26 protein-coding genes are annotated in these 25,935 nt (G+C 55.0%); 12 read left to right on the top strand and 14 right to left on the bottom strand.

Features of this window, described 5'->3' with window-relative positions:
- Together RCI_RS12420 and RCI_RS12415 are read right to left on the bottom strand one after the other, a co-directional pair.
- Window positions 1-1,083 carry a glycosyltransferase gene (locus tag RCI_RS12420; protein WP_012036800.1) on the bottom strand — a complete coding sequence of 361 codons (1,083 nt, stop codon included), beginning with the start codon at window positions 1,081-1,083 and terminating at the stop codon, window positions 1-3.
- 98 nt (window positions 1,084-1,181) lie between these two features.
- Complete coding sequence (locus RCI_RS12415; protein WP_048199334.1) at window positions 1,182-2,360, bottom strand: RuBisCO large subunit C-terminal-like domain-containing protein; 1,179 nt, start codon at window positions 2,358-2,360, stop codon at window positions 1,182-1,184.
- Between the two features lie 341 nt (window positions 2,361-2,701).
- On the opposite strand from RCI_RS12415, the gene RCI_RS12410 reads away from it, so the two are divergent.
- Entirely contained in the window at window positions 2,702-3,784 is a 1,083-nt protein-coding gene (locus RCI_RS12410) for a phosphotransacetylase family protein (RefSeq protein WP_012036798.1), read from the top strand.
- A 330-nt stretch (window positions 3,785-4,114) separates the two neighbouring features.
- Here the strand turns inward: RCI_RS12410 and nadC are convergent, their stop codons facing one another.
- Window positions 4,115-4,930, bottom strand: a complete 816-nt coding sequence (gene nadC / locus RCI_RS12405) for a carboxylating nicotinate-nucleotide diphosphorylase (RefSeq protein WP_012036797.1) — start codon at window positions 4,928-4,930, stop codon at window positions 4,115-4,117.
- A 53-nt stretch (window positions 4,931-4,983) separates the two neighbouring features.
- Here nadC and RCI_RS12400 point away from each other — a divergent pair, with 53 nt between their 5' ends.
- Together RCI_RS12400 and RCI_RS12395 are read left to right on the top strand one after the other, a co-directional pair.
- Entirely contained in the window at window positions 4,984-5,796 is an 813-nt protein-coding gene (locus tag RCI_RS12400; protein ID WP_012036796.1) for an aspartate dehydrogenase, read from the top strand.
- A gap of 190 nt (window positions 5,797-5,986) precedes the next feature.
- Window positions 5,987-6,364, top strand: a complete 378-nt coding sequence (locus tag RCI_RS12395; RefSeq protein ID WP_048198575.1) for a hypothetical protein — start codon at window positions 5,987-5,989, stop codon at window positions 6,362-6,364.
- A 90-nt stretch (window positions 6,365-6,454) separates the two neighbouring features.
- On the opposite strand, the gene RCI_RS12390 is transcribed toward RCI_RS12395, so the two are convergent.
- Together RCI_RS12390 and RCI_RS12385 are read right to left on the bottom strand one after the other, a co-directional pair.
- Entirely contained in the window at window positions 6,455-9,268 is a 2,814-nt protein-coding gene (locus tag RCI_RS12390) for a DEAD/DEAH box helicase (protein ID WP_012036794.1), read from the bottom strand.
- A gap of 371 nt (window positions 9,269-9,639) precedes the next feature.
- Window positions 9,640-10,656 (bottom strand): BtrH N-terminal domain-containing protein, encoded by a 1,017-nt coding sequence (locus RCI_RS12385; protein WP_012036793.1) that lies wholly within the window; start codon window positions 10,654-10,656, stop codon window positions 9,640-9,642.
- A gap of 131 nt (window positions 10,657-10,787) precedes the next feature.
- Here RCI_RS12385 and RCI_RS12380 point away from each other — a divergent pair, with 131 nt between their 5' ends.
- Window positions 10,788-11,087 carry a hypothetical protein gene (locus tag RCI_RS12380; protein WP_148266623.1) on the top strand — a complete coding sequence of 100 codons (300 nt, stop codon included), beginning with the start codon at window positions 10,788-10,790 and terminating at the stop codon, window positions 11,085-11,087.
- A 319-nt stretch (window positions 11,088-11,406) separates the two neighbouring features.
- Here the strand turns inward: RCI_RS12380 and RCI_RS12375 are convergent, their stop codons facing one another.
- The 3 genes from RCI_RS12375 to RCI_RS17070 form a co-directional block, all read right to left on the bottom strand.
- Entirely contained in the window at window positions 11,407-11,622 is a 216-nt protein-coding gene (locus RCI_RS12375; protein WP_012036791.1) for a hypothetical protein, read from the bottom strand.
- Between the two features lie 4 nt (window positions 11,623-11,626).
- The gene (gene purE / locus RCI_RS12370; protein ID WP_012036790.1) at window positions 11,627-12,010 is read right to left on the bottom strand and encodes a 5-(carboxyamino)imidazole ribonucleotide mutase; all 384 of its coding nucleotides are present in this window, start codon (window positions 12,008-12,010) and stop codon (window positions 11,627-11,629) included.
- 69 nt (window positions 12,011-12,079) lie between these two features.
- Complete coding sequence (locus tag RCI_RS17070; RefSeq protein WP_158308915.1) at window positions 12,080-12,232, bottom strand: hypothetical protein; 153 nt, start codon at window positions 12,230-12,232, stop codon at window positions 12,080-12,082.
- 207 nt (window positions 12,233-12,439) lie between these two features.
- Between RCI_RS17070 and ilvD the strand changes: the two genes are divergently transcribed.
- Window positions 12,440-14,170: a dihydroxy-acid dehydratase gene (ilvD, locus tag RCI_RS12365; protein ID WP_012036789.1), complete on the top strand. Its 1,731-nt coding sequence runs from the start codon at window positions 12,440-12,442 to the stop codon at window positions 14,168-14,170.
- Window positions 14,171-14,175: 5 nt separating this feature from the next.
- Here the strand turns inward: ilvD and RCI_RS12360 are convergent, their stop codons facing one another.
- A complete protein-coding gene (locus RCI_RS12360; protein ID WP_048198570.1) occupies window positions 14,176-14,415 on the bottom strand; it encodes an Lrp/AsnC ligand binding domain-containing protein in 240 nt (79 codons plus the stop codon).
- A 208-nt stretch (window positions 14,416-14,623) separates the two neighbouring features.
- On the opposite strand from RCI_RS12360, the gene RCI_RS12355 reads away from it, so the two are divergent.
- The 4 genes from RCI_RS12355 (at window position 14,624) to RCI_RS12340 (ending at window position 18,909) form a co-directional block, all read left to right on the top strand.
- Window positions 14,624-15,649 carry an RIO1 family regulatory kinase/ATPase domain-containing protein gene (locus RCI_RS12355; RefSeq protein WP_158308914.1) on the top strand — a complete coding sequence of 342 codons (1,026 nt, stop codon included), beginning with the start codon at window positions 14,624-14,626 and terminating at the stop codon, window positions 15,647-15,649.
- A gap of 74 nt (window positions 15,650-15,723) precedes the next feature.
- Window positions 15,724-16,719, top strand: a complete 996-nt coding sequence (locus RCI_RS12350; RefSeq protein WP_012036787.1) for an RIO1 family regulatory kinase/ATPase domain-containing protein — start codon at window positions 15,724-15,726, stop codon at window positions 16,717-16,719.
- Window positions 16,720-16,882: 163 nt separating this feature from the next.
- Window positions 16,883-17,863: a DUF1616 domain-containing protein gene (locus tag RCI_RS12345; protein ID WP_012036786.1), complete on the top strand. Its 981-nt coding sequence runs from the start codon at window positions 16,883-16,885 to the stop codon at window positions 17,861-17,863.
- Window positions 17,864-17,865: 2 nt separating this feature from the next.
- Window positions 17,866-18,909, top strand: a complete 1,044-nt coding sequence (locus RCI_RS12340) for a polysaccharide deacetylase family protein (RefSeq protein WP_012036785.1) — start codon at window positions 17,866-17,868, stop codon at window positions 18,907-18,909.
- A 5-nt stretch (window positions 18,910-18,914) separates the two neighbouring features.
- Here RCI_RS12340 and RCI_RS12335 read toward each other — a convergent pair whose 3' ends face one another.
- Window positions 18,915-19,652 (bottom strand): WbqC family protein, encoded by a 738-nt coding sequence (locus RCI_RS12335; protein WP_012036784.1) that lies wholly within the window; start codon window positions 19,650-19,652, stop codon window positions 18,915-18,917.
- Window positions 19,653-19,803: 151 nt separating this feature from the next.
- Window positions 19,804-20,433, bottom strand: coding sequence for a PIG-L deacetylase family protein (locus RCI_RS12330; RefSeq protein ID WP_012036783.1), 630 nt, complete (start codon window positions 20,431-20,433; stop codon window positions 19,804-19,806).
- A gap of 268 nt (window positions 20,434-20,701) precedes the next feature.
- Between RCI_RS12330 and RCI_RS12325 the strand changes: the two genes are divergently transcribed.
- From RCI_RS12325 to RCI_RS17535, 3 genes are all read left to right on the top strand, one after another.
- Window positions 20,702-21,412, top strand: coding sequence for a polysaccharide deacetylase family protein (locus RCI_RS12325; RefSeq protein ID WP_012036782.1), 711 nt, complete (start codon window positions 20,702-20,704; stop codon window positions 21,410-21,412).
- A gap of 33 nt (window positions 21,413-21,445) precedes the next feature.
- The gene (locus RCI_RS17265) at window positions 21,446-21,688 is read left to right on the top strand and encodes a polysaccharide deacetylase (RefSeq protein ID WP_012036781.1); all 243 of its coding nucleotides are present in this window, start codon (window positions 21,446-21,448) and stop codon (window positions 21,686-21,688) included.
- Window positions 21,689-21,953: 265 nt separating this feature from the next.
- Entirely contained in the window at window positions 21,954-22,076 is a 123-nt protein-coding gene (locus tag RCI_RS17535) for a hypothetical protein (RefSeq protein WP_269446475.1), read from the top strand.
- A gap of 63 nt (window positions 22,077-22,139) precedes the next feature.
- Here the strand turns inward: RCI_RS17535 and RCI_RS12320 are convergent, their stop codons facing one another.
- From RCI_RS12320 to RCI_RS12310, 3 genes are read right to left on the bottom strand one after another with little or no spacing between them, the layout of a single operon-like run.
- On the bottom strand, window positions 22,140-23,363 hold the full coding sequence (locus RCI_RS12320) for a DUF354 domain-containing protein (RefSeq protein ID WP_081477343.1): 1,224 nt from the start codon (window positions 23,361-23,363) through the stop codon (window positions 22,140-22,142).
- On the bottom strand, window positions 23,306-24,322 hold the full coding sequence (locus RCI_RS12315; protein WP_012036779.1) for a GNAT family N-acetyltransferase: 1,017 nt from the start codon (window positions 24,320-24,322) through the stop codon (window positions 23,306-23,308). Before RCI_RS12315 ends, RCI_RS12320 begins: the two co-directional genes overlap by 58 nt.
- 55 nt (window positions 24,323-24,377) lie before the next feature.
- The gene (locus tag RCI_RS12310) at window positions 24,378-25,658 is read right to left on the bottom strand and encodes a lipopolysaccharide biosynthesis protein (protein WP_012036778.1); all 1,281 of its coding nucleotides are present in this window, start codon (window positions 25,656-25,658) and stop codon (window positions 24,378-24,380) included.
- Window positions 25,659-25,935: the final 277 nt, after the last annotated feature.

Genomic DNA, 25,935 nt, shown 5'->3' with positions numbered 1-25,935 from the left:
TCACTCAAGCCTGTTAATAGCCTCTCGGCATGCACATATAAATTTTGACGTGTCATACGCTTCGCTGCGTTTCTTGCATTCGTCCTGCGACCACGTCCAGCCCCTGCCTGCATCTTTGACCGAGCGCACGATATCCTCGGGGATGCATTCAATAAACTTTCCGGTTACACCATCTGCGATAGTCTCAAGATAACCGCCTTCAGCTACAGCGATTACTGGCTTTCCCGCTGCCATCGCTTCTATTACAGTCATACCGAAATCCTCATCAGCTGCTGTGATAATCAGCCCCCGGCACCGCCCGTAGTAGTCGATCAACTGCTCCTCCGCCACATCGCTGATCACCGTGACATTCGGTGGCAGATCCTTCTTCAATCCTGCCGCATATTCCACAGAGTGATCCCCCACCCCGCAATTGCCGATGATGACCAGCTTTTCCTCCGGCATCCTTCTGAAAGCCTCTATCTGCACCTCGATCCGCTTCTCGGGATAGAGCCGGTTTACCGAGAGCCAGAAGCCATCGTCGCAGATATACCTGTACCTCGAAGTATCCACCGGAGGATAAATCACCGTGGCATCCCTGCTGAGATACTTTTTAATCCGCCCTGCCGTATTCTGGCTGTTGCAGGCAATCCGGTCGACCCTGCGGACAGATCTCCTGTCCAGCCAGCTATGGGCTGCCGTCCACCCCAGAAACGCTATTCTGGCGACAGGATTCATAGACTTCGCCATCGTATCCCGCTGATCATAGAAAGCCCTCACAGGAGTATGACAGTAGAACAGGTTTGGCTTATGCTTGTTAGAGGCGTGGTGCGCCCAGTTGCCGCTGAAGATGAAGAAGTCATACTGCTTCCGAAAGTCGCACGATGCAAACTTGATCGTCGACTGGATCTGCCGCAGCGGCGGAGTGCGACACAACCGCCCGAGGCTGATCACCTTCACGTCCCCGAACCCCATTAGCTCGATCAGCCGGCGGTCGACGTCCGTAGAGATGACGTCTGCGCCAAGATGCCTGGCCATAGTGAGCACGAGCTTCTCCCCTCCGCCTATGAAGGAGAAATGGTCGTGAAATATGGCGATCTTCATGGCACTGGCACCTTTATCGATGATAATGCCTGATGATATAAACACTTATTGTTGAGTTAAAAGAAGAGTAAGCGCAGGATTAGCCCTGCGCTGTCGGCTTACTGCGACGGCCCCCACTGCTTTAACGCGCCCGCCAGCTCCTTATGCGTCTTTGCATACTCCTCGAGCGTCTTCTGCTGCTGCCACGCCTCCACGGCCTGGAACATAGCCTTAACACCCACGGTCGTCCCTTCCGGATGACCGTGAATCCCGCCGCCCGCCTGCAATATAACATCGATGCCGTAGCAGTCCAGGTTCTCCCTGACCTTCTGCGGGTACAGACCGCCGGACGATACGGGCCATACGCGCTTATACCCGGCCCAGGGCTTCCTTAAGATATCCCTCGACGCGTCGATCTCGCAGACGTTGCGCTCCATCTTGCCCGCATAAGTACCGGTATGCAGGTTAGTGCCGCCGCACATCCTCGTCAGCTTTGAGATGACAGGCATGGCGATGCCGTATTTGCCTCTCGTCAGGGCCCCGTGCATGGTTCTATGAATGTGAATGGGCACCCCGATTTTCTCGTCGGTCAGCGCCTGCACTGCAGAAAAGCCCGCGGTCAGGATGTCTACCATCACCATGTTGGCGCCGAGCTCGACCGCTCTCTCCGCCCGCTCCACGATCATGTCTGCGCCGCAGGTGACGTTCACCGCATAAAAACACGGTTTGCCGATCCTGTCCTCGACTTTGTGGAGCCTGTCCATGACCATGGTCAGCCGCTCCTCCAGCGGGCAGAATTTCTGGTCGGTCAGCGTCTCGTCATCTTTTATAAGGTCCAGTCCGCCCAGCGCCGCCTGTTCAGCGACCTCGGCGGTGCGCTTCGGGCTGAGTCCGACTTTGGGCTTGATAATGGTGCCGACCAGCGGCCGGTCGTAGACGCCGAGGATCTTCCGCACTTCCTCGATGCCGAACTCCGGGCCGTTATAATATTTTGTCAGCGGGCCGAAGTCGACGTCCATCAGACGGCAGGCCTTCAGGCCTCCGAGGCCGAAGAGGTTGCCTGCGACTACGGAGAGTATCTGGGGCACGTTGTCTGGCTCGAAGATCTCAACAGGAAAGTCGATCACCACGGTGTTGCCCTCTGCGCTCACCACGTGGGCGCCGAGTTTCTCGTGGACTTCTTTCTCCGCGGCCACTTCCGTCCATGTGCCTGTAGACTGTTCGGCGGCGATCTCCTTCGCCACCTTCGCTATGGGAGCGTCAGCCTCCACATAGTAAGTCGTGCGTACCATAGTCATGATATTGATCAAGGTTAGAGGGACTTGAATTATTAAATCCTTGTCGCCATGTATAGCCAATCAAATATCCGAAACCATTTGCCCCGCTCCTACCGCTCGCCCGGTCAGGGGAAGTCTGCTTTTCCGCGGAAAATGGCAGGCGGCTTTACTGCGTAGCATGCAGGATATGTCATGGGCTGGGGTAGCAGGACAGTTGACAGTATAATTATCTGGCAGTGATAGTATTACCGGATGGAATAATCTGACATGTTAGATGAACATTTGACGGAAGAATTTATAACGATTAAACGTGTAATACATATCAGGATAAAAATGAGAATGATGAGGGCATCAGCCCACACATGGATGGGATAGACATGAGATCGATTCTGGTAAGTTCAACAGAACTCTATTCAGGCAAAAGCGCCCTCTGTATGGCGCTCGCAATGAAGCTAAAGGAAAACGAGCTCAAGGTAGGCTACATGAAGCCGGTAGGTAACATCATAGTGGACGTGAACGGCGAGCTCGTGGATGACGACGCGCTGAACATGAAGAAGATGCTGGGCCTTGACGAGAGCCTCGACGAGATCTCGCCCATCCTGTTCACCCACCAGCTCCTTGAAGACGTGCTTGAGGGCAAGGATAAGCAGTTAGTTCCGAAGCTCGAGAAGACGTTCAAGCACGTGAGCAGGAATAAGGATGTAGTCATCCTCGAGGGAGCAGGCGACGTGAGCGGCAGTTCCGTCCTGGGCCTCTCGGACTCGGAAGTTGCCCGGATCACAGGGAGCAAGATCCTGCTGGTCTCCAAGTACTGCGACGAGTTCACGGTAGACCGGATCACCACTTACATGAAGCTGCTCTCCAAAGATGTGGAAGTGCTGGGCATTATATTCAACAACACCAGCATGGAGCGGATGAACTTTGTTAAGGAGAAGGTCGTCCCCTACTTCGACCGCAAGGGCATCAAAGTCCTGGGCGTCCTGCCAAGGAACAGGGCTCTCCAGACCATCTCGGCCAGAGAGATCGCAGAAGGCCTCAATGGCGAAGTGCTCGCCGGCAAGAACAACATGGACGTCACCGTCGACGGCATCGTAGTAGGCGCCCTGGCAGCAGACAGCGCCATCAAGGTCTTCAGGAGGAAGCACAACCGCGCCGTAATCACGGGCGGCGACCGTGCCGACCTGCAGATCGCAGCGCTGGAAGCCCGGATGAGAATCATGATCCTCTCCGGCAACCTGTACCCGCCCAGCCAGGTGCTCGGCAGGGCAGAAGAGCTCGGCGTGCCAGTCATCCTGACCAGTGACGACACCACCACCCTCGTAGACAGGATGGAACAGCTCCTCCGCACGGTCAGGGTCAAGAACGTCCAGAAGATAGACCTCATGAAAAACATGTTCGACGAGAACGTCGACACTGACCGCATCCTCAAATCTTTAAGCGAATAAGAAACCAGCGTACAGGGCGTCCTTAAACACCGGACGCCTTTTAACTATTTTTTCACTTTCGCCCTTTTCACTACAGAGACACACAGAGATACTATTTTACCACAGAGGCACAGAGACTCACAGAGGTTCACAGAGTACTGGTTACCACAGAGGCACAGAGACTCACAGAGGCTTACTCGCTAAGGGATTGCTATTTTATTATTTTTAGAAAAATCTCTGTGCGTCTCTGTGCCCTCTGTGCCTCTGTGGTAAAATATCTGTGCGTCCCTGTGCCCTCTGTGCCTCTGTGGTTAATCGTTCTCCGTGCACCCTGTGGTGAAAACTCAGGTCTTACTTGCTGGTCTCCATGTCAAGGCTAAAGTCGAGCCACTTCGCATCTCGGGTCAGCGCCCCGAGGGAGATAACGTCGACGCCTGCCCGGGCATAGTCACCGATATTATTCATCGTTATGCCGCCGGAAGCTTCGACGATGACGCGGGGGTTGATCTTCTTGACTCTGGCCACGCCTTCGGCGATCCTGTCGGGGGCCATGTTGTCGAACATGATGATGTCGGCGCCGAGGGAGGCGGCCTTTTCGCCGTCTTCCACGGACTCGACCTCGATCTCGATCTTCTTGGTGAAGCTGGCCGCCTTTTTGGCTGCCGCTATCGCTCCTTCTATGCCCATGATCGCGATGTGGTTGTCCTTGATCATGACGGCGGCGGAAAGGTCATAGCGGTGGGTGTCTCCTCCGCCGAGCTTGACTGCCTTTTTCTCGAATGACCTGAACCCGGGCGTAGTCTTCCGGGTTGCGGCGATCCTGGCGTTGCCTGCTCTCGATACACAACGCCGGGTAAGGGTGGCGATGCCGCTCATCCGGCCGAGGAAGTTCAGCGCGAGGCGCTCGCCCCGAAGGATGTCGGCGGCGTCGCCAGTGATGGTCATGATGACGTCGCCTGCCTTAATGGGGTTGCCGTCAGCATAATGGGATTCGAGGCTCAGCCCGAAGTACTCGAAGACCTGGAGGGCTTCGTCGAGCCCTGCAAGCACGCCATCTTCCTTGCATACGATGTTAGCACTGGCCGCCACGGGCGGGACGATCCCGGTGGAGTCGTCGTCTTCGCCGAGGTCTTCCAGTATGAAGCGCTCGAGTTCAACAGTGAGCATACATGCACCGTAAATCATTTTAGCAATAAAAGTATATGAGACCTGCGAGGAACATGTTCAGGATCGGTATAGTTGGCGCGGGGGCGATTGGCAAGGAAATCGCCCGGGCTATCGACAATGGCACGGTCCCCGCTAAGCTCGAGGCGATCTACGACAGGGATACTGCGGAGGCAACCAGCTTTGCCGCGTCCCTGAAGTCGAAGCCCAGAGTCCTGCCGCTCGAAGAGCTGGTCGAGGCTTCCAACTTCGTCGTGGAAGCAGCAGCGCAGTCGGCCGTCAGGGAAGTGGCGATCGCGGCGCTCTCCAGGTCCAGAAGCGTCATGATCATGAGCGTGGGAGCACTGGCAGACAAAGAGCTGCTGGAAACGATCCGGACTATGGCAAAGGAGCACTGCTGTAGCATTTACCTGCCTTCCGGGGCGATCGGAGGGCTGGACGCCGTCAAGGCGGCATCCATCTGCAAGATAGACAGTGTCACCATCACCACCCGGAAGCCCAGGGATGGGCTGCGGGGCGCCCCGTTTATCGTCAGGAACAACATCGACGTCGACAGCATGGACGAGCCCACGGAGATCTTCAGCGGGCCTGCCGCCGTCGCAATCAAGGAATTTCCGGCCAACGTCAATGTGGCAGCCTCGCTGAGCCTCGTAGGCATCGGCTTCGAGAGAACGCTGGTCCGGGTCGTGGTAGACCCCACGATCAAGCGCAACATCCACGAGATCTCCGTCCGCGGCGAATTTGGAGAATTGCACACGGTCGTTGAGAACGTGCCTGCCCGGTCCAACCCGAAAACGAGCTTCCTGGCCGCCCTTTCGGCAATAGCCACCCTGCGGCAGGTTTGCGAGCCGCTGAAGATCGGCACTTGAGCCACTATACCTGTGCCGATCAATTAGTACATTATTTAGCCTCCGACGCTGCCAGATATGGCGATAACATCCATATCTTCTATTAAGAGACCCATTTTGCTATTATCGTGAGCACAATTTATATACTTATATAAAAATCTCTTAATAAAAATTTAGTCGTAATTTAATTGCTTTCTAAGGAGGAGAATAAATGAAGAGTGGATACATTGCAATCGCCGTGGTGGCGATGATCACAGCGGTCACGCTGCTCAGCGGGTGCACTAGCGGGCCTGCGATGAACGCTACAGTTACACCGACAGTCATGGCGACTGTGGCGCCGACCGCCGAAGTGGACGGGCCCATGACCAGCGTAGATGCACAGAATGTCAGCATGGCTGGCACCGTTACCCCCTGGCCGGATGTTCTTAGCGGCAACAACACCAGCATCATCAACACTTCCGAGGGCATGAGAGAAATACCTAACGAAATGCTGGCAGGAGTTGCCGGCGTAGCCGATGTCGCCAACGACACCACTATGGGCGATGACATAGCCGCATCGCCAGTCGTATCGCCTACAGCAATGCCGTAAGCAGGCCCGATAATCTGAAACTCATATAAAAGCAGAATATCGCCCTTACGGGCGATCTTTTTTATCAGTCCGGTTCAGAAATTATTAAGCTTAAGCCCAGAACCTGCGGGTCCGGACGTAGTCTCTCTCGGCCTTCAGGATATCCCGGTAGAAGTCCTCTTCATCCTCGCGCTGTCTGCCGATCACCCGTGAGGCGGACTCGGGGCCGAGGCCTCTGGATGCCAGTGCGATGACGGCGACGCGGCCGTGAGAGAGCACCAGGTTGCCATTACGGTAGACTCGTTTTACCTTGACCATTTCGGGCTCGGCAAGCTTATTCTTTGCCGCCTTCTTCACCAGGTCGGCCTCTTCCTTCTCCCACGGCTTGAGCGCCGCTATAAGCCTCGAATTACATAGAGGACAGACAGGCCGCTCCTCGACATCCTTTACTTTTCGTTTGGATGAAAACTGCTTGCAGTTCAGGCAGAAGAGGATCACGTGGTCGTTCATGATCCGCTCCTTCAGCGCCAGCACTATAGACCGGTCGGCCGATTCGGGCGCCATCAGCTCTCTGCCCCCGGTGAAGCCGGCGTCTCCGATTGGGCTGAGCCTGCCGGTGAGCACCTTGATCTCCCCGGAGCGGATCTTCTCCAGCACTTTGATGGCATTATCGATGTCCAGCTTGTCGTGCAGGATCTCGTTAACCGCTTCCTCGTACATGGGCGTGCCTTCAAAGACGTTCAGCAGCTTCTCCATGCTGATGCGCTCGTAGTCCACGTCTCTCGACAGGGCGCCGAACTTCCGGGCCACGTGGACCATCTTCCACTTGAGCAGCAGCGTGTTCTTGAGCGTCTTCTCGATGATCGGCTCCACGAAGATCGGCTCGAGGTCGGCGATCATCTTCGCCACGTCAGCGGCCCGAATGCGCTTCGGCAGCTCCAGCTTGATCCGGTACGGATCGATCTCCATGGCCACACCGCCTCCGAACCGGGAGGCAAGCAGGGCGGTGACGACTCTGCCCAGGGTCTCGTTTACCTTGTGGCCGAAGCACGCGTTGATCATGATCGTCCGCTCTTCTTCCTCTACTGTAACCAGCTGATCGGAAGGAACAGGGTAATTGCCGGCCACCTGCTTTTTCACGTACCGTACGTAAGACCTCGCGGTAGCCTCGTCCGTAGGATATGCTGAAGTCAAGTACCTGACAATGTCGGCTTCCGGCGAACCTGCCATCTCTGCCACAGTTCTCCGGATGGCGCCCACTTCCATGGCTACCGAGAAGGGAACAGGGATTTCTTCCCCAGTCCAGGAGGGAACCTCTCCCTGCGGGTTCTCGATAGGCTCGACCCGGACCCGGTCTTCGGTGACTTCCACGATCCGCCACATCTCGCCCTTGGTGATGAAGATGGCGCCCACGTCGGCGAAGTTGACGACGAAGGCTTCGTCCAGCGTGCCGATCATCCGCCCGGTGATCACGTCGTACACGTCGAAGCGCTTCTCGTCCGGGATCATGGAGAGGTTCTCGTACATGTATGTGCGGGTCTTCGCCTTTCTGCCGATGAGCCCTTCGGGGCTTAAAAAGATCAGGCGTTCTTCGACAAGCTGCTGTAGTACCCGGTCGAACTCTTTCCGGGATAGCTGCGCATAGGGGTAAGCCTTGCATACGGTCTCGTAGACGTAGGTAGCGCTGATATCGCCGTACTCCAGAGCCATGGCACAGATCTGGTTGGCCAGCGCGTCGTACGATTTTTTATACAGGTTGATGTTCTCGATCTGGCCTGCTGAAGCCCTGCGGCAGATGGCCCATGCCTCAGCCGAGTCGTCTTCGTTGATGGTGATGATTGTGCCGCTGGATGTCTCCCCAATGCTGTGGCCGGCACGGCCGACACGCTGCAGCAGCCGGGAAACTTCACGGGGCGACATGTACTGGATGACGTGGTCGATGTCGCCGATGTCGATGCCCAGCTCCATGGACGAGGTGCAAACCAGAGCGTTGACTTTGCCGTCCTTGAACGAGTCCTCTGCCTCGATACGGGCCTCTTTGGATAAGGAGCCGTGGTGGACCGCTATGGCCTGGTCGAGCTTCCTGAAACGGGCGCCGATAGCCTCGGCGGACTGCCGGGTGTTGACGAACATCAGGGTGGAGCGGTTCCTCTTGATCAGGTCTATCATGGTCCGGATCTGGGCGGCGATATCCGGGTCGGTGAGGAGCTTCTTAGACAGAGGCTTGTCGCTGTCGATGGTCTCCGGGTAGGTCACGTGAAAATCGAGAGATTTAGCCAGTTTGACCTCGACGATCTGCGCTTCCCGGCCGGTGCCTGCCAGAAATTTGGCCACTTCCCCGGGCGTGCCCACAGTGGCAGACAGGCCGATCCTCCGGAACTCAGTGTATCGGCCCAGCCGCTCCAGTGCGATGGCCATCTGGGTGCCCCTTTTGGAGGAGGCCAGCTCGTGCACTTCGTCGACAATCACCATGGCGAGGCTTTTGAGGTTCTCCCGCATCCGGCTGCCCATCAGCATAGCCTGCACAGTCTCCGGAGTGGTGATCAGGATGTCGGGCGGCTTCAGCGCCTGCCTCCGCCGCTCGTGAGTGGTGGTATCGCCGTGCCTCACGTCTATGTTCAGATCGAGGCGCCCCGCCCACCACCTCATACGCTTCATCATGTCCCTGTTCAGCGCCCGCAGCGGAGTAATGTACAGGACCTTGATGCCTTCCCGCTCCTCAGAGCTCATCCGCATCAGCAGATCAAACGCCGGCAGCAGGGCGGACTCCGTCTTGCCCGTGCCCGTCGGCGCAATCAAAAGAACGTGGCCCCCGCTCAGAATGGCAGGAATAGCCTTCTGTTGCGTCCCCGTCGGCTCGGTCATCCCGAGTTCGGAGAGCGCCTCCCGTATACGGGGATCTAACAGCTCAAAAACATTACCCATCTTTGCGAAATTAAAGAAGGACGCATACCATTTAGCCTTTCTGGTTACAAGAGAAACACGGCCCAGTATGCCGATTACCCCTTATATGCCAGCATATCGGCGGCGCTTCGGTAAACCCATTACAAGAAATATGTGATTGTAACCACAGAGACGCACAGAGAAAGGCTTACCACAGAGACACAGAGGGCACAGAGATTTTTGGATAAATAAGGGGATAGTAACCCATTAATAAGTAAGCCTCTGTGCATCTCTGTGAATCTCTGTGCCTCTGTGGTAAAATCTCTGTGAACCTCTGTGCCTCTGTGGTAACAAGTCGCTCTCTGAACCTCTGTGCCTCTGTGGTAACCAGTCGCTCTCTGAACCTCAGTGGTTCATCTACGGCGGCAGCAGAGGTTGGCCGCAGCCATCAAAGAAACTTGCAGCTCATGTTCCCGGGCGGCGATGATCTGGATGATGTCGGCGGCCTCGGTGAGTGCGGAGCACCCGCACCGGACTTCGGCCAGCACTTTGCCAGCCTGTGCCCACATGTTACCTACTCTTCGGTAGCCGTCTGCAGTTTCAGCTATGCCGGGGAGGTCGAAGTTTTCGGCCGCGTACTGGAGGAAGTCAGCGTAGAGGCAGCGGAAGCAGCTGCCACCCGTGCCGGGGCCGGCGATTGCGTCGTGGACGATGCGGCAGGCGTCATCCAGTTCCTTTTTGCTGTATTTTTCCTCCCACCGGTACATGCAGTTGGCGAGATAGTAGATTCCGCCTACGCCGCAGTTGCGGACGGGGGCGTTGAGCATTTCCATAGTGTTGCGCCCGATGGCGGCCATGATCTGCTTGCTGTCTGCCTTTATATCAGAGGGTATGCCGAACCTGAACCAGCGGTGCCTGGCCGGGAACGGGCGATGGATCGAAGCCCGGGCTTCGGCCAGCTCGGCCAGCGGGACCTCAATAAGGTTTTCCCGCATGTGGTCGGCCACGTGCGCGATGCCGGCTTCTTCGTCGATGCCGGCGACTACGAGAGAGTACGCGCCGAAGTGGGACGGGCTGCGGAGGTACTTGAGGTAGTACTGGTCTGCGTGCAGCATTACGGGCTGGCCGTTTGCCAGCATAGAGGCCAGCGTCTCCCGGGCACGGCGGGGGCTTGAGGAGGTAGAGATCTTCAGGTCGCAGCCCAGCAGCCTGCAAGCCCGCCGTTCGATCTCCAGGACACCGGTTCTGCCGGAGGCTACCGGAGGCTTGCCAGATCTGCCGTCGCGAAAGAAAAAGCCGAGCCCTTCCCCGATCCCGAAGAAGAACGGCTCGGGGAAACCATGGCCCGCGTAAGCGAAGACGTCCCGCAGGGACGAGGTATCGCAGTGCAGGCCCTTCTCGTGAGAGAAGTCTTCCAGGATTGTTTTCATGGATATACTCTTGTCGTATCTCTAATTAAATCTTGGCAAGTGTATCAGCCGGTTACCCTGCAGCACAGGGAAACTATACCCCGGGCGGTTTCCGGCCGATAAAATTATATATTGGGCCTATTATTTTTAGTATGGCATCAGGCGTGAAAAGGCCGGTAGCCAAAAAGGCTTTAAATAACAACCTTTACAGCACCACGGACGGTGATTCTCACTTGTATATTCCGCTCGCAGTCCACAAGAACGAACTGGTTGTCATCGACAGCATGGAAGCGTTTTCCCACTACTTCTGCCTGGCCAAGAAACAAAAGATGACCCCTCTGGCATGTGAAGTGGCAGTCGCCAGGAGCGACGAAGACATGGAGGAAGAGGGCAGAGAGTACTTTGATGAGGGAATCGAAGTCGCGGCCATAGACGAGGACGACGAGCTGTGAGCCGAAGGCTCACTTGAGGGCCTTCGGCCTTGGCCGTCCATACATTTTGAGCCTTCGGCTCAGGTGTTGTCATCGTAAGAATAAAGCACGCGGTAAGACCTTACAAAGAGCTGAAATTTAAGCCACGGTTGTGCTGGCATAGGAGTATACTGGCGCAACCGCATTTTGATGAATACTCTGGCGTCATAAAGCATGCTTCGCAAACTGACCGACGCCACACTCGCAGCCCAATCGCTTTGTACCATCAGGTACACGCTTTTTACTTAACGATGAGAAGCCCGAGCCGAAGGCTTTCGATAAAAAAACAAAGGCCGAAGGCCTATAACTTCTTAACTTCTCTTATTTTCTGCTGTTTGAACAGATACGCGAAGAACAGCGATCCTGTCACGATGACCAGCGAAGCTGCAACGATGAATACGAGAACCAGATACTGCTGGTCGTTGAGCGCGGAGATTATGGCGCCGATCATGAGTAGTGCGGCTATTGCTACGTAGACGGCCTTGACATACCAGATGTTGAGCTTGGTGAGATCCATAGAATTACCTCTGTAAGATGCGGATGGCCAGGTGGGCGGCGTTGTCTCCGTTGTCGATGCCGACGCAGGCTACCGGGACGCCTTTGGGCATCTGGACGATGGACAGGAGGGCGTCGAGGCCGCCGAGCTTGGCGGAGACCGGGACGCCGATGACCGGCTTTTTGGTCCGGGCGGCGACGACGCCGGGCAGGGCTGCGGCCAGGCCGGCGATGGTGATGAAGACCTTTGCATCGCTTCCCCTGACGTATGCATCGAGCTCGTCGGGGTTGCGGTGAGCTGAGAGCACCTGCAGGTCATACGAAACGTTGTTTTTGGCGAGAACTTCGATCGCCTTGTCTGCGATCGCGCGGTCCGAGGCCGAACCGAGAATGACTGCGACGTCCACCATAGGTATCACTGAATGAATGGGCAAACGGCTATAAAATATTTTTGAGCTTAAAAAGGAGTGGGCGCCCGGCTATACGTTGGGCGCATACTCTTTGAATTTCTTGTACGATAGCAGGAGATCCAGCGGGTGTGACTGCCGGATGTCCTCGAGAAGCCGGTAGAAGGCCTCTTTGTCCTTTTCCTTGAGCTTGACAAGTCTCTGGATCTCTTCGGTTGTTAACATGCTCAAGCCTCGACAGTTGATGGGCTATGTCATGTATCGTTGTAATGTGAAGCGATACATCAAACAGCAATAGCAATATCTTGGATATGGTACTTAAATCTTTTCCTAATTTTTCAAAAAAATTGCCATATACCGATATACAAGTGAATTTATTTTATCACCTTCACGTGCGCCACATACATAAATATATAAGTTAATTTATTTATTATGAGAAGCCAGGATTTGAGAAAACTCGGCCCGGAGATTGATCCGCTCAAGCTTTCGATGGACTGGGGAGTGGTAGATCTTGAAAAGCCCCAGATCCTGGTCGAGGACGTCTGGGGAGATGCGCTGCCGGGCAGCTATCACTTAAAGGATTTATCGGATATGGTGGCCAGGGGAGTCTACGCCAGCGGAGGCAAGCCTGCGCACCACCACGTCACGGACATGTGCGACGGTATTGCACAGGGGACCGAAGGGATGAACTACTCCTTGCTGTCACGCGAGCTCATCTGTGGCATGATCGAAGTACACTGGAAGGCGCAACCGGTAGATGGCCTCGTGCTGCTATCGAGCTGCGACAAAGGTGTGCCCGGACAGCTGATGGCTGCAGCGCGCCTGGACGATGCGCCGGCCATACACGTGCCCGGCGGCACCATGATGGAAGGGCCCGGCATGTTCACCCTCGAGCAGGTCGGCACGATCTACTCCGATCTAAAGCGGGGAGAGATCCCCCCTGACGAGTACCGGTTCCTCCAGCGGAGCGCGTGCCCCACCGAAGGCTGCTGCTCATTTATGGGCACCGCCAACACCATGCAGTCGCTCTCCGAAGCGATGGGGCTTACCCTCCCCGGCGCGGCCTCGATGCCGGCGTTTACTGCAGGCATCCGGCACAAGGCGGAGGAGGCCGGAATAAGGATCGTGGAGATGCTGGACGAAGGCCTGAAGACTAAGGATATTCTCACGAGAGACTCTTTCGAGAACGCCATCATGGTACACGCGGCCATCGGCGGCTCTACCAACGCCCTGCTCCACATACCGGCGATGTCCCGGGAGGTGGGAGTGACGATCAAGCCGACGCTCTGGGACGAATTGAACCGGCAGATACCTATGCTTCTCAACGTGCGGCCCAGCGGGCACCACCCGGCAATCCTGTTCTGGTACTCCGGCGGCGTCCAGGGCATCATCAGGGAGATCAAAGATCACCTGCACCTCGACGCCATGACGGTTACTGGCAGGACTCTCGGGGAGAACCTCAAAGAGATGGAGCGCCAGCACTTCTTCGAGCACGCGCGCAGGCATCTGGAGAGCTATAAGATAAGGGCGGAGGAGGTCATTTATCCCGCCTCGAAGCCCAGAGGCGAAGGCTCTCTCGCCATCCTGCAGGGGAACCTGGCCCCCGGCTACGCCGTGACGAAGTATGCCGCAGTTCCCAAAGAAATGTTCCGCCACGTCGGCCCTGCGATTGTGTTCGAGGATGAGCTCCATGCCAGGGACGCCATCCTGGACGGAACTGTGAAAAAAGGGTCGGTCATCGTCATACGCTATGCCGGCCCCAAAGGCTGCGGAATGCCGGAGATGTACTACCCGACGGAAGCCCTCGCCTCCAGCAAAGAGCTGTGCACCACTACAGGGCTTATCACCGACGGCCGGTTTTCGGGGGCTTCAAGAGGACCCTGTATCGGCTATATCTCCCCGGAGGCAATGAGCGGCGGGCCTCTCGCAATTGTGGAGAACGATGACCTGATCAGGATCGACATTCCCGGCCGACGCCTGGACCTTACAGGCGTCAGGGGAAAAGAAGTCAGCCTGGACGAGGCTGCCCGGATCATAGAGGAAAGGCTGAAAAAGTGGAAACGCCCCGAGCCCAGGTTTACCGGTGTTCTCAGCATGTACACCACTCTGGCCTCCTCGGCGATGGAGGGGGGCTACATGGTAACGGACAGGTGCGAAAAGTAGCGGCTTTAACCTTTTTTCTGCTGCACGGTCAGGAAATTGTAGGATCTCTGGACCCCATCGAGGTTCAGGATTTCCTGGACGGTGGATTCCAGCTTTTTTAAATTTTCCGCCCGGACTTTGACGAAGAGATCGAACGGCTGCATCATAGTGTAAACTTCTGCCACGCCATCCATGCCGATCAGAGCTTCTGTCAGCCGGTCTTCCCGGTCGAGGTCGATGCAGAGTCCGATAAATGAGGTATACATGATCGATCATGCCCCGCGGCAGAATAGCTTTTATGTACGTCTGGATAGATAACACTTATCTCTTATTATTATATCTGAATTATATAATTACATAGATTCACGAGCCGGCGATATGGCCCCGCCCCCGTTGCGCGGCCGGCTTTTAAATAATACGCACATATACTTTCCTGATTTTATTTCGGCGCGCTTTAACCGTACGAGAGACGAAATGATAATGACCCGGATGAGCGCTGAACAGTGTGAACCGAAGAAAGTTTTCATCCCGGCACCGGACCGGCTGCTGAGAAGGATTATCTACGTCGTGCTGATGAACAGAGCCGTAGAAGCAGTCCTGGTATCGTTGATAGCCATCGGTTTCCTGCTCACTTCGATCATTGACGGCATCATCGGGACAAGGGTGGAGAGGCAGTTCATCGCCAGCCTTCGCAGCGTGTCGAAGGACAGGCTGAGCCCATTGCGGCGGGCGCAGATCAGGTACATTTTCCGGTGCCATTACGGCCTCTCCCGGATAGGGATAAAGCTTGCCGGAGGCTCTTACTGGCTGTCGATCCCGTGCGTGGTGAAGGGCAGGAGAGAGGGCAGGCCGGTGAAGTACCTCGCCAAGATCATCAATGACCAGAGCGCTGTCAAGCACAGGTATATGACCATGCTGCGCAACCTGGGGATCATCGCCGGCGGCGCGGAGATGTGGTTCGAAACCTATGAAGACGCCAGAGACATGGCGAGCTTCGAGCGCCACTGCCTCTCCCGGCTGAGAGAAGAGGGAGTAAATGCTCCGGCAGTCCTGGGAATGCACCAGCTGAATGAAGACGACTATATGCTCGTGACCGAGTTCATCGAAGGCAGGACTCTTTCAGATGTAGCCATGGGCGTCGAGGAGATCTCGGAAGTGCTTGCGATCCTGAAGAAGATGCACGACAGCAAGGTCATCCACGGGGACATCAAGCTCGATAACTTTCTCTACTCTGACGGGAAGATCTACCTTGTAGACTGCCTGAAAATCGGCCATACAGCACTCCCGGTGGCACAGGCCTTCGACCTGATCTGCGCATTGTGCTCGCTCTGCGAAAAAGCGCCCGTCGATACAGTGATCAGCCTGGCCCGGAGCCATTTTACCGAGAACGAGCTACTCTATGCCGGCACCCTGCTGGACATTGCGGTCGCCAAGGCCGACATCGACCTGTCCCCGGAGAAAAGCCGGGAGCTAAGGCGAGAGCTGGGGAACCCTGTGTAGATACCGCCTGGTAGAAAGATAAACGCTAAGCTGCCACTATTTATTTAGGATGGCGACGCCTTGTAGCGAATGTTATGATCTCCTGGAGAGATGCCCTGCTGAAAGTTGCTTACAGGGTGCTGAACAACGCCGTAGTCGAAGCCCTGATGGTCGCCTTTATCGCGATAGTCTACATAGTGGTCAAGGCTGCTGACCGGGTTTTGCACACTCACATCAGGCGCCGGCTGATCGACTGGATCCACGGCATCTCCCGGGACGACCTGAACGTGTTCCGCAAAGCCCAGATCAGGTACGTGTTCCGCAAGAAGTACGGGCTGAAGAAGATAAAGATCGGGCTGGCCGGAGGCTCCTACTGGATGTCCATTCCCTGCGTGGTGGAAGGCGTGGACAGGCGGACGAAGCAGCCCAAAAAGTTCCTGGCGAAGATCATTAATGACCGCAGTGCCCTGATGCACAGGTACATGACGATCCTCCGGAACCTGGGCGTGCTGGCAGAGAGAGCGACCCTGGCCTTCGACGGCCATGAGGGAGCGCAAGACATGATCGAGTTCGAGCGCAACTCCCTGATGCTGCTGAAGAACCGCCGGGTGAACGTGCCCGAGGTCTTCGGCACTCACAAGCTCAACCACGACGACTATGTGCTGGTCATGCAGTTCATCGAAGGCAGGCCGCTGTCCAAAGTGGAGCTGACCGACGAGGTGATCGGCCAGGTATTCTCGACACTGAAGGCGATGGAGGATACCGGCGTATTCCACGGGGACATCAAGCTGGATAACTTTTTGTACTCCGACGGCCGCCTGTACGTCGTCGACTGCCTCAAAATAGATCGCAGGGAGCTGTGGAGGGCGAACGACTTCGACCTCATCTGCGCCATCTGTGCGCTATCCCAGCAGGTGCCTGTCAGCCGGGTTTTTGAGCAGGCGCTAAAATATCACCCGGAGGAAGAGCTGCAGAGGGCCGGGAGCCTCCTCGGGGTGGCCGTGAACAAAGTGGACCTGGATCTACCGGTAGAAACTATAGAGGAGATCAGGGCCAGGCTGAAGATCAGGCAGCCCGTCCCGGCCAGGTAAGGCTGCTGGCACGTTTTTACATGGTAAGTGCCCGCTTGCAGGATAGCATAAAATTTTCAATATAAAAAACTTTATAATATATCAGGCGATACTTTACTCTATATCTGCAGCTCAACCGCCGGCCGGACAGCGTCTGCGGGCAGGCTAAGAATGAGGCCGGAACATGGCAATGTGGAGCATAGAGAATTTTGGGTTTGTCAGGGACATCCGGACAAAATTTCGGGGGAAATTCATCCTCGACCTGTATCTAATCATACTGATATCCGTGCTGATGATTGTGCTCACCTATACGCCCTTCTTCAGCGACAGCATCTTCCGGGCAATCCTGGCTTTTCCGGCAACCCTGTTCGCCCCGGGATATGCGATGGTCACAGCCATGTTTCCCAGGAGGAGCGACATGGGCAACATCGCCCGGATGACGATGTCGGTGACCCTGAGCATCATTATCGTCCCCCTGATCGGGATGGCGCTGAACTACACGTTCCTTGGAGTGCACCTCGACCCTATCCTCATCTGTGTCACAATCTTCACCCTCGCCTGCTCGGCACTGGCGATTGTGAGCCGGTTTAAGGTGCCTGCCGACGAGATGTTTTACCCCGACATACCTGCAGCTGTAAAATCCTTATTTTGGGGAGACAGGAGCCAGATCGATAAAGTTTTAGGCATAGCGATCGTGGCAGCCCTTCTCGTCTCCGCGGGCACTGTCTCATATATGGTGTTCATGCCGGGGCAGGTGGAGCAGTTTACCGAGTTCTACCTCACGGGGCCTGAGCACAATATCGGCGGGTATCCCTCCGACTTCGTGCTGGGCGAGCAGTTGCCTGTGATCGTAGGTATCGTCAACCATGAGAAACGTGAGATGACGTACGACTTACAGATTCAGCTGGTCGACAACAATACGACGACCGTGCTGAGCACGGAGCGCGTGGTGCTGGGCGATAACCAGACGTGGGAAAAGACTGCCCAGATCAAGCCGGACCGGTTGGGGACCAGGATGAAGCTGGACTTCCTGCTGTACGCGGACGGTAATACGGCAATACCATATCACCAGTGCAGGCTCTGGATCAACGTGACCGACCAGCGGAAGAACACCACTGCCAGTGCCGGAAATACGTCAATGAAACCCTCTCCAGGGGCCCGGTAGCGATGGCCTGTCACGTCAGCGAAGTGCTCCGGCATAACCGGGAGCTGTGGGACCAGTTTTCTTTTAAGGGCATCTCCACACTGAACCAGGAATACGGGCACGTCCGCAACGTTATCGGAGACCGCTTTCTCACCCGGCCGTACATGTCGGAGTACCTCAGGAGGGAAGGCTTCTCTCTCGAATACCCGGACGGCAAGGGATTTGCCGTCTGTCTCACCCACGACGTGGACGAGATTTATCCCCCGCTTCGCCACACAGCCCTTTCCTCTGCCAGCAGCCTGACCCGGGGAGACCTGGAGGGCATGAAAAAGCACCTCTTGTGGAGGCTGAAGGGGAAAAAGTACAGCCCCTACATCAACTTCAGGGAGATCATGGAGATCGAGCGGCGCTACGGTGCGACGTCGTCCTTCTACTTCCTGGCCACTGACAAAGACGTGCTGCGGTTCCGGTACGATATAGAGGATCTGGAAGGAGAGCTGGGAATCGTGGCGGATGGCGGCTGCGAGGTGGGATTACATGGAGGCTACTACGCGTTCGACAGCCCGGAAAAGATCAGTGAGGAGAAGCGCAGGCTGGAAAAAGTGTTCAACGGCAAGGTTACCGGCTACCGGAACCACTACCTGCGGTTCAGGCTGCCAGAGACATGGGAATACCTGCGGCAGGCTGGCTTTAGGTATGACACCACTATAGGCAACAACCGGATCGCAGGCTTTAAGAACGGGCTCTGTCACCCCTACAGGCCATATGATGCCATTAAAAACAGAGAGATCGATATCGTGGAGCTACCCCTGACTCTGTCGGACTTCACGCTGATGAATACGAGAGTCCCGTTCAGCAGGAAGTGGGAGATAGCGAAGAGCCTCATCGATAGTGCCGAGAAGTGCGGGGGCGTGCTCACCGTGCTGTGGCACAGCGACGCGTTCAACAACAGCCACCTGAGCGGCTGGGTGAAGTTTTACGAAAAGATCCTGAAGTACTGCCAGAGCAGAAATGCATGGATGGCCTCTGGCAGGGAAATTTCGGGCTGGGTGGAAGATAAAATATAAATAATCTAGTTTTTCGACAGGTACTTGTTAATCAGTTCCTGCCTTGTCGGGTTGCCCCGTTCCAGGATGTCCCGGGACTTTTCCCCGAAGCAGAAGAGTAAGTCTATGATGGACATGTTGGGCGCGAAGGGCCCGTGAAGCTGAGGGTATTTCGGATGCTTATACTTCTGGAAGTGCAGCAGCTTTCCCGCCTCCCGGTATTTGGCCAGATCAGCGTAGGTTTCCCCGCTCTGGCCGAAGATCAGCAGGTCTGCGTTCATCTTCATACACATGTCAAGGATGCGGTCGTTTTTCCGGCCCTCGAAGCCCAGATCGGAGGCTTTCACATAGTCCACGCTAATCTTGAGCTCCTTGAACAGGTACTTCAGGAGATGCTCATCCAGATCCATGATTTTCTCCCACTTCCGCCTGTAGACATCCTCGAAGAAGTCCCGGTAGCATTCAAAATATGGAGCGCTGGACTCATAGGCGGTCCTTATAGTATTCCAGTGCTTGCTCTGCCAGGCCTGAGTATTATCGATGGTCATGTCTTTGATCGTCTTGTTCTGGAAGCCTTCCATGTGGATGGGTACGGTCAGCAGTGTCGGGCCGTTTGCGGTCTTGATGCTGTTCCGGTGGATGAAGGAATCGCTGGTGAACTGCACGTCGTCCCACAGGCAAAAGGTATCGCTCATACATACTTTCTGGAAAAACCCGAGCCATGGGAGATACAGTGGCTGATGAGCGGTTAAAACTCGGACCATATTGATGAGATCTCCTATGAGTAGTTTCTATATATCAAATAAATATAATATTATATATGATATAGTTACCGATCGGGCGGCGAGCCCATAGAAACAACCATAAGTTTATCCGCTGTGCTTTAACGCGAGGTACAAAAATATTTGTAACAATTTATACTCTCAGCCTGACGCACTCAAACACTTCCGAGTACTGCGCCCCTATATTCATACCCCGGGTGAGCAGGTGGGCGTTGATGTACTCGTGGCTGAAGTAGTCCCGCTGGCTCTGGGAGCCGTACTTTTTCAGGGCTGCAACTTTTTTCCGGACGTGGCGGTCCTCCAGCTGGATGAAGATGTCTGTCCGGAAGTTGAGGTTGTTCCACGGGTGCTCCATGCCCCAGAGAGAAGAGGATTTTTTAAACGCCCTGAGGGACTCGTTGTATATGACCTGGTGATCCTGGTGAGTATCGAAGGAGGAGGGGGTGATGACCAGGTCGGGCTCGATGTCCTTTTTTATCCGGATCATCTCGTCGAGGATTTCCTGCCGGTAGCGGTGGAACTCCCTCACGTCGAAGTCGAGCAGGATGTTGTGGCTCCGGGGTATGCCCAGCTCGGCCGTGGCCTCCATGCATTCTTTGATCAAGGTATCTCTGGGCAGATCGTCGGGTACAGACCTTTCACAGCTCGAAAAGGCTACGTAAAAGAGCTCTTTGCCCTCTTCGATGAACCGTACGATGGAGCCCCCGGCGGAAATCTCCCCGTCGTCGGTGTGAGGTGATAAGACCAGAATCCTGCCTACCATAGCTTAAGCCCTTTCCCGGATATCGATCGATATATCATTATTATATTATTACATTAATAAATCCTCCGGTAGGAAGGCATGTGATCGATAACAGAGGCGCGTGCGATCCAGGTACCATAAACAAGGGAGAGCTGCGACAGTTCTACTGGAAGACAAATCTTTATGATTTTGTATGAATAAAAATAACAATATATTTATACTATCAATAATATATAAACCTTTATTATCCGACCCATGGGTACGCGATAGCAATGCCCCGTTTTGGTCGATGCAGAGAGGTAATACCATCGAAGACCAGAGCATTTCCATTACTGTCGACATCGAGGACTGGTATCACGTACCGTCGGTTTGCGGCTCGCCATATTCAGAATTCAGGGATACGGTGGACTTTTTCAGCAAGTGGAAGGACAGGTACGATTACCTGACCGGGCCTACGATGAGGACTCTCGACATCCTGGACCGCTTCGATGTCAGGGCCACTTTTTTCGTCGTGGGAGAAGTGGTCGAGCACTATCCGGGGCTGGTGGAGGCGATCTCGGCAAGAGGCCACGAGATCGCCTGCCATAGTCTGCGTCATCCCTGCATCATCAACCCCAGGACTAAAGAGCCGGCCATGGACCCCGAGGTGTTTAAGGCGGCCACTCTGCTGGCGAAACGAATGCTCGAGAAGGCTTCCGGGAAGAAGGTCATCGGGTACCGGGCGCCGAATGCTCTGATCTCGGGCTGGATGATCGATGCCCTGGAAGAAATTGACTTCGAATACGACTCTTCCGTCAACGTGAACTCCTTTTTCCATAAGACCGGCAGCCCGGTCGACGACGTTACCACAATTCCATACTACCCGCGCAGGTCCAGCCTGAGCGTCGGGGAGAAGCGCGGCATCGTGGAGTTCCCCTGGGCCCGGTTCGAGGCGGGGGTGAAAATACCGGCGTATGGAGGGCCCATATTGAGGTTCCTCGGCTCCAGCATCATCCTCTAGGGGCTCAAGCAAAGTCTGAAGCGAGGCCATACCGTGTTCTACTTCCACCCCATCGACATCTCTGACGAAGAGTTCCCCCGGGTGGGAAAGAACAGGCCAGGGTACTGGATGATCAAGGGAAGCATCGTAGAAAAGCGGATCACCCGCATCTTAAGCTCGCTCAAGAAGGTCACCAAGATGACCCTGAGCGAAGCGCTGGTAAACTGCGATATCGCAGGATGCAAGAGAGCCATCACCGGGGTCCCGAGCGAAGCTGATAATGTATTATCAGCATAGTATAGTCTTTACTGGAACTTTTTGGATACGAGTCCGATCAGGTCATGGGACGCATGCCCTTATAAATTCTCGTGTGAACGTACGCGAACGTTACGCTGTGCGTTCTCTGATTGCCTGGATTCGGTGAGACAGCAACACGAACGCTGCGCTGTGCAGAACACAGATTGCGCAGATGACACAGATTTACACAGATTCTAATCGATAATAATCGGAAATGGCTTCCCGTGCTCCTATTTTTTATTCCGGTAGTTATCTGTGCCAATCTGTGTCATCTGCGCAATCTGTGTCCCGGCACAGCGCAGCGATCGTCTACGAATCGCCTTCCAGAACGCCTGCCAGGGCAGGCGTTCAAAAGGCGAACACCCAGGCACAGAAACTGTCCAAATAGTTTCAGGAATAACTATACTCCTGGTACTATGCTTGAAGTATATGGAATATGCTTCAGCATATCTCACTTGAAGCTATGCTGCCTGGCCGGATTCTGCCGTACCTCTGCCAGGCTGGCCGGATAGTTTTCCAGGAACCATGCCATGAACGAGGTCACGTCGATCTTGTCCTTTAAAAACCGCTCCCGTTTTGCCATCCAGTCTCTCTTCGCCTTTCCGAGGTCAGCCATGATCTCGTCCAGCTTAGCCAGCAGCTTTTCTTCTTCATGGAAGCTGTATATCAGCCCGTACCGGGCCTGGAGCTCTGCCATAATTCCGCAGATCGCGGTGGCCCCGTAGGTTTTGCTGCCATCACTGAGCCTCTCGAAGTGCAGGGACGGGACCCCGAGGATGCCCGCCTCGTTAGCGCTGGATGAGCCTTCGCCTACGTAGAGACTTGAGTAGGCCATCAGGTCCAGGTACCTGGCGGGGCTGAGGTTGCGCTGGTACTTCTGAAGGCTGTGGCTGAGAGGTACTTCAGAGGAGATGATGATCTCCCCGTGCTTTTCTAGCCGCCTGATGAGCTCCGGAACGTATTTTGCCCCGAACTTCTGGCTCCGGACGTCGTGGCCTGCGTTGAAAGCGGCGAACCTCAGCATGAAAATGTTGTCATTTTTAGACAGCCCCAGCTCGTCCAGTACTGTGGGGTCCGGCTTGAAATGGTTCGGGTGCAGATAAGCTAGCTCCTTACAGCCCTCGAACCTGACCTGCTTGGCTCCGAGGTCGTTCTTGAAGCTGGAGGGGGTCAGGATCACGTCTGTGGCAGGATAGGCAAATGCATTCGAGAGGCTGGCATGCTCCGTATCGGTTATTCCTATATGGGGCTTCCTGAATACCAGCTTCGCTGGTGCCACGATCTCCGATGTGGCGCTGAAGAAGATGTCGGGGCGGAAGCCCGCGGTCAGCCTGAGCATCTGGACTTCCCCCAGCGCTGCTACCACGGCCTTTTTGTAGAGCGGGCCGCCTTCGTTGTTGAACAGCACGCCGTAGTCCAGGCCATATGAGTCCAGCAGGTCGAGCATCACTTCTTTGACACAGGCGGCGATCTTCACCTTGTGCCCCCGCCCCTCCATCTGCTTGATCATGTTCCTGTACAGGTGGATCTGGGCCGGGTGATCTACGAGGATGAGAACTTTGATGATAATCAACTCCTTATTGTCAAATAGCCAGAAATATAGTGCCTGAGGCCGGTTCACTCCCCGGCACGGGCTTTCAGCGGCTGTCTCCTGATCAGGTTCTGGTAGGACCACCTTGCCACGCTGCCTATGGCGTTCATCTTCTGGACCGAGAAGTACATGCTCATGGACGGGTTAAACTTCGACTGGTAATGGCTGATGCGCCGGGTATTCGCCCCGACGATCTCGAACTCCTTGAAGCCCCGCTCTTTAGCTTTCTTGATCAGGTCCCAGGTGTGGTATTCCTGGTGGCCCCGGTACTTCTCGTTGGAGATGCCCCAGAGGAGCTTGAAGTGGTTCTTGTAGGCATAGGTGCCTTCGATGTCGACGATCTCCCCGTCCCGCCTCAGGAAGTACATTTTCAGGTTGTCGGGGAAGAGGCGCATGACTTCCTCGAGGTACTGCTGGCCGAGTAGAGGAAGGCTAAGGCCCTGCTGGCCGTAAAGTTCCTCCGAGAGGCGGTAGAAGGTAGTCAGGTCGTCGGATTCTTCCTGGGTGAAACTGACTCTGGAGAAGTCCCTGATGCGCTCCCGGCAGTCTTTCCCGAAGCCTTTCCAGATCTCGTCCAGCGGCCGGGTCAGATCGATGGTGTAGGTAAACAGCGATTCTGCGCTATAGCCATTCCATTTGAACGGCCTGACGTCAAGCAGCCCGGGGACCCAGACAAAGTGGGTGTAGCCCGGAGAGATCCTGTCGATCTGCTCATGGATATCGCCGGCCACCATCGACATGTAGTGCTCCTTGCTGCGCTGCCTGATCGTGTCGTAGGCGGGCGTCATCACGGGCCCCAGGTATGGGACCGCTGTCTGGGGCGGCGGGGAAAAGACCATCTTCAGTCCGGGGTACTTGCGCAGGAAAAGCGGGAACACGCAGATGAGCTCGTTCCCAAGGTAAACCCCGTAAGGCAGCAGCTTATAGCCGGAATGTTTCTCTATCAGCTTTAAAAATTCCCAGCGGTGAAAGAGCAAACCATAGGGGCTGGCTTCGACGAAGTCGTCCCACAGCTGCTTATCGTCTATAAGTTCGATTGTCAAGCAAATACCCTGATAGTAAAATAAGTCCATTTATATATATAAAATTTATTATTATTCATGCATCTGAAAGATAATGGGTTGCCGGTGCAGGCCATATCCACTTCCACCGCCAGGCGAAGAAAAGTATGGCCGCGTCTACTGCGAGGAAGGTAAGAATTAGTGCATAGCCGAACCCGTTGATGCCGAACATCCCCGTAAGCGGCCAGGTAAGCCCGAGCAGAACTGAAAACAGGATAGCGTTGAGCACTATGATGGTGTTGACATTCATCCGGATGTTCAGGACCGGGATGAACATGGAGTACAGAGTATACAGGAAGCTTGAGATCACCACCAGGTTCAGCAGGTCTGCCCCGGCCACATAGCCAGGCCCGAACAGGCTGAGAATGAAGCCCCCGAACAGGAAGAAGAATACGGCTGCCGGGACCAGGATCGAGTAGACCGTCAGGGCTGCCTTGATGAAGTTCTTCCTTAAGCTCTCCCCGTAAACGCCTTCGACGAAGAACGAGGTGCTCAGCGAGATGGGGATCTGCAACAGAAAGTTGCCCACGGTGAAGGCCATATAGTAAATGGCTGCGTCGGCTTCTCCGAGCTGCATGGAGATGATGATAGGCACGGTGAGAAAGGCGGCGTTGTAGAGGATGCTGGCCACGTAGTTACGGGAAGATGTCCGGAAGGCCTTCTTGATGTACTCCATATCTACATGAAGGTCGACTTTGACGAACTTGTTCAGGATCAGTAGCACGAAGAGGAAGGCGATAACATAAGAGAACACGTTGGCGCTGAAGATGCCGAAGAACCCCATGAAGGTCAGGAAGAAAAGAAGCGGGATTTTAGAGCAGTAGAGGACGTTCTGGAAAAAGGTGTACCGGGCATCCCTCATGGCTATGAAGGTCTGGGAATTGACAAGGCCGATAGCGCTGAGGACGATGTAGAGCAGAAAGATCAGCGCGTACACAGGAGACTGAAGCCATGCCTGATCCGGGGCCACGTATTTTACGGCCACCACGTACAGGACACCGACAAGGAACGCCGTGGATACCATGACCACCAGCGAAGTATTGAAGACCTTGTTCTTGTCGTAGTGGTGGAAAAACCGGACGAGGGAGATGTCGAACCCCATCATTGAAAAGGCAATGATCAGCGAGGCCGCAGAGATCAGGACAACGGCATTGCCGACCTCATTCACCGTGTAGAACCTCGCCGCCAGCGCCCAGAACACGAAGCCGGAAACTACGCCCAGCCCTTTGTTCATGACCATGAAAAAGGCGTTCTTGTAAAACGGATCGTACAGGCTGCTCTTCAGCCTGCCGTAGCAGTTCCCGACGGCCAGAGACATGAGATATATCAAACATTATATTATATTACTTACTATATAATTGTAATTCATAGGGTATGCCAGCTATAGCTTATCCCAGGATACGATGCTACCACCCGGTTGCCTGGGCGTGGTGTGACTGCAATACGAACGCTGCGCTGTGCTATTCCTCACAGATGCCACAGATTGAAACTGATTCCACAGATTACGACTGGATAGCAGAGATGACGACGGATTTCACAGATAAAAATAATCCGATCGATTATCTTATGATTGCTATGGTGATCAAATAATATTG

Origin of the sequence: Methanocella arvoryzae MRE50 (genome assembly GCF_000063445.1) — an archaeon.
Classification (GTDB): domain Archaea; phylum Halobacteriota; class Methanocellia; order Methanocellales; family Methanocellaceae; genus Methanocella_A; species Methanocella_A arvoryzae.
The sequence above is the reverse complement of the archived record's forward strand: the minus strand, read 5'-3'. Positions and strand labels throughout refer to the sequence as shown.